General features: G+C 40.5%; 5 protein-coding genes. 4 read left to right on the forward strand and 1 reads right to left on the reverse strand.

What is annotated here, in order from left to right:
- The first annotated feature begins 345 nt into the window (after positions 1–345).
- Positions 346–1,527 carry a NupC/NupG family nucleoside CNT transporter gene (locus tag KHB02_RS29180; RefSeq protein ID WP_213141216.1) on the forward strand — a complete coding sequence of 394 codons (1,182 nt, stop codon included), beginning with the start codon at positions 346–348 and terminating at the stop codon, positions 1,525–1,527.
- 284 nt (positions 1,528–1,811) lie between these two features.
- Here KHB02_RS29180 and KHB02_RS29185 read toward each other — a convergent pair whose 3' ends face one another.
- Positions 1,812–3,272, reverse strand: a complete 1,461-nt coding sequence (locus KHB02_RS29185; protein WP_241114190.1) for an amidohydrolase family protein — start codon at positions 3,270–3,272, stop codon at positions 1,812–1,814.
- Positions 3,273–3,536: 264 nt separating this feature from the next.
- Between KHB02_RS29185 and KHB02_RS29190 the strand changes: the two genes are divergently transcribed.
- The 3 genes from KHB02_RS29190 (at position 3,537) to nadR (ending at position 6,092) form a co-directional block, all read left to right on the forward strand.
- Positions 3,537–4,307, forward strand: a complete 771-nt coding sequence (locus KHB02_RS29190; RefSeq protein ID WP_241114191.1) for an NUDIX domain-containing protein — start codon at positions 3,537–3,539, stop codon at positions 4,305–4,307.
- 61 nt (positions 4,308–4,368) lie between these two features.
- The gene (pnuC, locus tag KHB02_RS29195) at positions 4,369–5,064 is read left to right on the forward strand and encodes a nicotinamide riboside transporter PnuC (protein WP_213141213.1); all 696 of its coding nucleotides are present in this window, start codon (positions 4,369–4,371) and stop codon (positions 5,062–5,064) included.
- Entirely contained in the window at positions 5,064–6,092 is a 1,029-nt protein-coding gene (gene nadR / locus KHB02_RS29200; protein ID WP_213141212.1) for a multifunctional transcriptional regulator/nicotinamide-nucleotide adenylyltransferase/ribosylnicotinamide kinase NadR, read from the forward strand. Before pnuC ends, nadR begins: the two co-directional genes overlap by 1 nt.
- Positions 6,093–6,188: the final 96 nt, after the last annotated feature.

The raw sequence follows: 6,188 nt of genomic DNA on the forward strand, positions 1-6,188 counted from the left end.
CATATAGCCTTTCTATGCGCCCCAACTAATGAAAAAATGAGCGGTTCGGTCGCATATGGCTCTTCTATGCGTCGCAACTCTTGAAAAAAACATCGGACCGGTCACATAAAACCTTTCTATGAACCTCTTCGCTTGAAAAAGCTCTTTTCTTTCACTCGATTAACCAGAAAATCACTCCTCTTTATTAAAGCTAATATCAATTCTATTCAAATCGTTCTATTAATTTTTTAAATAAAATATGGACAAAATATACCAATGCTTTCTGCGGACATACTAGCTTACTACACTATAAACAATCGGGAAGGGAAACCGTACATAATGTTTTAACGCATCAGGAGGTAAAAAATGCACTATGTTATTTCAATCTTAGGTATTCTAATTGTCGTGTTTGCCGCTTGGGTGGCAAGCTCTAATCGAAAAGAGGTAAAATTTATACCCATTATTGTGATGATTGCTATTCAAATAACCTTATCCATATTGCTGTTAAATACAGAGTTTGGCCTTATCATTATCCAAGGGATTTCAAAGGTATTCAGCAAATTGCTCGATTATGCAAATGAAGGTGTTACCTTTGTGTTTGGCGGATTGGCGAATAAGGGAGAGGCACCATTTTTCTTAACTGTGCTGCTGCCAATTGTCTTCATTTCTGTATTAATAGGAATCCTGCAATATTTGAAAATTCTCCCGCTCCTTATGAGAGGAATCGGATGGTTGTTAAGTAAAGTGAATGGCATGGGAAAGCTGGAATCCTATAATGCGGTTGCGTCGTTAATGGTCGGGCAATCGGAGGTTTTCATTACGGTAAAAAAACAACTGGGCATGCTTTCGAAAAAGCGTCTGTATACGCTCTGTGCCTCGGCAATGTCGACAGTTTCGATGTCGATTGTAGGCGCCTATATGACAATGCTGGATCCCAAATATGTCGTCACAGCATTAGTTCTTAATTTATTTGGCGGTTTTATCATTGCTTCGATTATTAACCCGTACGAGGTGAAGCCAAGCGAAGATATTTTGGAAATTCAAAATGCGGAAAAACAATCTTTTTTTGAGATGCTGGGTGAGTACATCCTGGATGGTTTTAAGGTTGCCGTGATCGTCGGTGCGATGCTGATTGGATTTATTGCTCTAATGGCGGCCATCAATCATGTATTCGAGTTATTGTTCAGCATTTCTTTTCAGCAGTTATTAGGGTATCTCTTTGCCCCGATCGCCTTTATGATGGGGATTCCATTATCTGAGGCAGTTAATGCAGGGGGGATTATGGCAACGAAGCTGGTGACTAATGAATTTGTCGCGATGTTGGATTTGTCCAAAGGCACCCATCACTTCAGTGACCGTACACTTGGGATTCTGTCCGTATTCCTTGTTTCCTTCGCCAACTTCTCATCGATCGGCATTATTACCGGGGCTGTCAAGAGCTTGAATGAAAAGCAGGGGAATGTGGTTGCCCGCTTCGGCTTGAAACTGCTATACGGCGCCACACTTGTCAGCATCCTTTCGGGGACGATTGTAAGTATTATTTTATAAGTCCCAGTAAAATAGTAGCTAGTCGAAGTTGGGATGTTGTTAAACCAGAATTTTAAAGACAAAAAAACCTTGGTAGGAAGTGGACATGTCTAATAAAACGGTTTAAAAGACATTTCATTATGGACTTGCGTTTGAAATGTCTAATAAAAGTGCTTTAAAAGGATATGTCTTTAACAACACTAGCCAATGAAGAATCGCACCTGCTACGCCTTGGATTTTGCCGAAAATTACTGAGCAGCGAAAAAGGTCCAACGAGCTCTTATCCGCTCGTCGGACCTTTTTGATTATGGTTTCTTATGATAGGGTAGTGTTTTTTCTACTTCTGCCACTTTTTTATAGATTTCCTTCATATCTCTAAGATTTTTATTATAGTCATACGTTTTAAGCTTTTTGTTTTCGACAATCATTTTGCCATTTACGATTACATCTTTTACATTTTGCGGTCCTGCTGCGTATGCTAAAGTTGCGTATGGATCATAAGTAGGGAACGTATTTGGTGCATATACATCGACAATAATGATATCAGCGTATTTGCCAACCTCAAGAGAGCCGACTTTTTTATCTAATCCAAGGGCTTTCGCACCGCCAATGGTTGCAAGCTCAACTACTTTACTTGGAGGCATCAAACTTTGGTCTTTGTTAACAAGCTTATGAATCCGAGCGGCATAGCCCATTGTCCCAAAGACATCCATTGTGTTGGAACTCATTGGCCCATCCGTTCCTAATCCCATCCTAATTCCTGCCTTGTCAATCTTAATCGCTGGTGCGACACCGGTGGCTCCTTTTGTATTCGCAATCGGATTATGAGCGATCGTTGCTCCTCTTTCTTTTATAATGGCAATGTCTTCATCATCGATATGGATTGCATGGGCAAGCATGGTATTTTCATCTAGTATCCCTAATGAATCTAAGTATTTAATGACGGACTCGTACTTCTGGCCAAACTTACTTTCCACTCTTTGCGCTTCATCGGGGAACTCGGCAGCATGAAGAGCGAAGGGGACTTTGTATTTATCCGCTAAGGCTTTTGATGCCTTTAACATTTCAGGACTAACCGTATAGGGCGCGTGTGCGACGACCGATGGCGTGATTAATTCATTGTTTTGATATTGTTTAATAAAATTTTCAGCATATTTAAGTCCGCCGTATGGTTCGGGAGCATCGACAACTGGGAAGCTAATGACGGTTTCTCCAAGCACACCTCTAATGCCAATCTTTTCGGTTGCTTTTGCGACCTCATCCTCGTGGTAGTACATATCGGCATAGGTGGTCACTCCCCCCATGGCCATTTCAATGGCACCATGGATAGATGCTTTATAAATGAGATCCCTAGAAAGAAGCTTTCCTTCAAGCGGAAAAAACACATCAAATAAGCGGTTGCCAACGCCCTCTTCACCAATGCTTCTAAACGCAACCATCGGAACATGATTGTGTGTATTAATCATTCCCGGCATCACAATATTGCCGTTGGCATTGATGATTTTCGGTGCCTTATATTGATTACCAAGTTTTTCGTCACCAACGGCGATAATTTTTTTGTCCTTTATAACCACTGTTCCTTTTGGAAAAACTTCCTTTGATCCATTCATTGTAAGTATGTAGCCATTTTTAATAATAATATCTGCTTTTTCGTTGGCTCTTGCTGCATCTACACGAGTTACGAAGTCACCTGTTCCAAAGGTACTGATTAATAAAAATGCAAGCAACATGATGATGGAAAGATTAACTTTGGCTCTACATTTCATTCTTCTTCCTCCAATAAGGCAAATTTTATGAACAACAATAGTATTATCTTCAAAAATAAATATAAAATGTACTGGGCTAGTGACCGCCTGAATTGTGAATCCAGCACTTTTATTTGCGATTTTAATAGTTTTATTTGCGAATCCTAACAGTATCGTATTTTGTCGATAAACTAATGTAACACCAAATTTAAACAAATGATATAATACAAATAACAATTAACAAAATGTTAATTAATAAAACAACAGAAACAGGTGAGCAAGGCTTTGTTAAATTATGATGTCAGTAAATATCGGACTCCTGATGGATATACGAGTGATATTGCCGTTTTTACGATTATTTCAACGGAAGTGGGTCCTTATAAGCCGCCCCAAAAAACATTAAAGATCATGCTGATTAAACGAGCGGAGCGGACAAAAGAAGGTGACCCCAATATTGAAGGGGGGAAGTGGGCTTTGCCTGGCGGCTTTATTAAGCTAACGGAAACGGCCTATGATGCAGCCGTTCGCGAGCTAAGAGAAGAAACGGGTGTAGAAGGGCTAAAAATCAAGCACTATGAAGTGTATGACAAATTTGGCCGTGACAAGCGGGGCTGGATTATTTCGAACGCCCATTATGCGATTGTACCAGAAAATAAGCTGGTTAAAAGGAAGGCAGCAGACGATGCGGCGGAGGTAGAGCTATTCTCGATGGATGAAGTGTTTCAGCTGGACCTCGCTTTCGATCACAAGCAAATTATTGATGACGCTTTGTGGTTTATCAAAAAGGATATGTCATTAACAACGCTTGCCAAAAACTTTTTGCCAAAGGAATTTGTTCTTTCCGAGTTGCAGGGTGTGTTGCTGACCGTCATGGATGAGCCTTGGCTAAAGCTTGATTCTCAATTTTTTAGAAAAGCTCCAACGCTCCCTTTTATTGAAAAAGTAGAGAAGGATGGAGAGCCGCAAAAAACCAATCGTTGGTCAAAGAATAAAGCACAGCTGTATCGATTCAATGATTTTGATCCTTATGTATCCATTTATAATGCCAAATACTAATTTTTTTTCATCATTACAATTAACAATTTGTTAATTGATAATTATAAGGGAGCGATTGAAAATGAAGATCCTTAAAGACTGGACCTTATTTGAAAAGCTATGGCTTGTTACGTTTACGCTTGTGAATGTGTATTTGTTTTTTGCTTGGGACGATACGATTCTGGGGTTAATCACCTCGATTTCAGGAATGCTTTGTGTCGTGCTTGTCGCCAAAGGGAAGGTGAGTAATTACTATTTCGGCATTATCCAAACCGGAACCTATGCCTACATCTCATACGGTTATGGCCTATACGGTGAGGTCATGCTGAATGCCTTGTTTTATTTTCCACTTCAGTTCGTTGGCATCTATTTATGGAAGAACCATAAAACGGAACACACCGTAAAAGGGGAAGAAATTCAAATCAGTTCTCTGACGAAAAAAGGGTGGGGCATTACGCTTTCGATATTTGTGGTCATCTTTGTTCTATACGCTTACCTGCTTGAAAAATTAGGAGGCAATGTCGTCTGGATCGATTCCGCTTCTACGACACTATCGGTGATTGCCCAACTACTCATGCTAAAAAGATTAACAGAACAGTGGTTATTTTGGATTGCGGTCAACGTGCTTTCGATTGCCCTTTGGGTGAAGGCTTTAATTTTACAGGATGGTAACGACGTCTCCATGCTTGTGATGTGGTCGGCTTTTCTGATTAACAGTATATACGGCTATTACAACTGGTCTAAAGTTTATAAACAGCAGAAGGGAGAAGAGATCTAATGAGGAAGATTGGATTTTACGGTGGAAAGTTTTTACCTTTACATCAAGGTCATGTGTACGCCATCATCAAAGCATCCACGATGGTCGATGAATTGTATGTGGTCTTGTCCCAGAGTGAAAAAAGGGATCAGGCATTGTGTAAGGGGAGTAAGCTTCCCTATATTCCAAGTCGGATCCGGCTGCGTTGGCTTTCTCAACTGACGAAGGAGATGCCACACGTCAAGGTCGTGGAAGTAGAGGATCATGACGGTGATGAAGATTACAATTGGAATGAAGGGGCCTTGAAAATAAGAGAGGTAATCGGGCAGGGAATTGATGTGGTGTTTAGCTCTGAGATAGACTACGACCCGATATTTAAAGAGCTTTATCCTGAGGCCAAACACATGTTGATTGATGAAAAGAGGGAGCAGTATCCCATTTCAGCGACGGAGATTAGGAATAAAGGAGTTTTTCACTATTGGGATTACATTCCCGATGTAGCAAAACCTTATTTTATTAAAAAGGTCGTCATTTTAGGGACGGAGAGCTGCGGAAAATCGACGCTTACAAGGAATCTGGCACTCATTTATAACACGAATTATGTAAGAGAATACGGCAGAGAGTACTGCGAAGATTTAGGTGGCTGTGATGGTATTATTTTAGAGCAGGATTATCCAATCATTGCCTATGGCCATAAACTGAAAGAATATGAAGCTATTAAACAGGCGAATAAAATCGTTTTTATTGACACTGAAGCAGTGGTCACTCAATTTTACTCAGAACTTTATAACCAGAAACACCAGCAGGTCTTGAATGAGATCGCCCGGATTCAACAGTATCATCTATGCTTATTTTTAGAGCCTGACGTCAAATGGGTGGATGACGGATTAAGGGTGCATGGTGAACAACTGGTCCGTGAAGAAAATAATCAGCGTTTGAAGGAATTATTGAAGGAAAACGGAATCGAGTTCGTACGTATCAGCGGGACTTATCAGGAACGGCTGGAAAAAGCGATTGAGGTGATAGGGGGAGTGTTTGAGGGAGTTTAGTTACTTATAGAGTTATGAACCTTTTATAACTCCCTGAATGAAGGCCACATACCCGTTCGGGAGTTATGAACCTTTTATAACTCCCTGAATGGAGGG

This window comes from Neobacillus citreus (assembly GCF_018343545.2).
Lineage (GTDB): Bacteria > Bacillota > Bacilli > Bacillales > Cytobacillaceae > Neobacillus > Neobacillus citreus.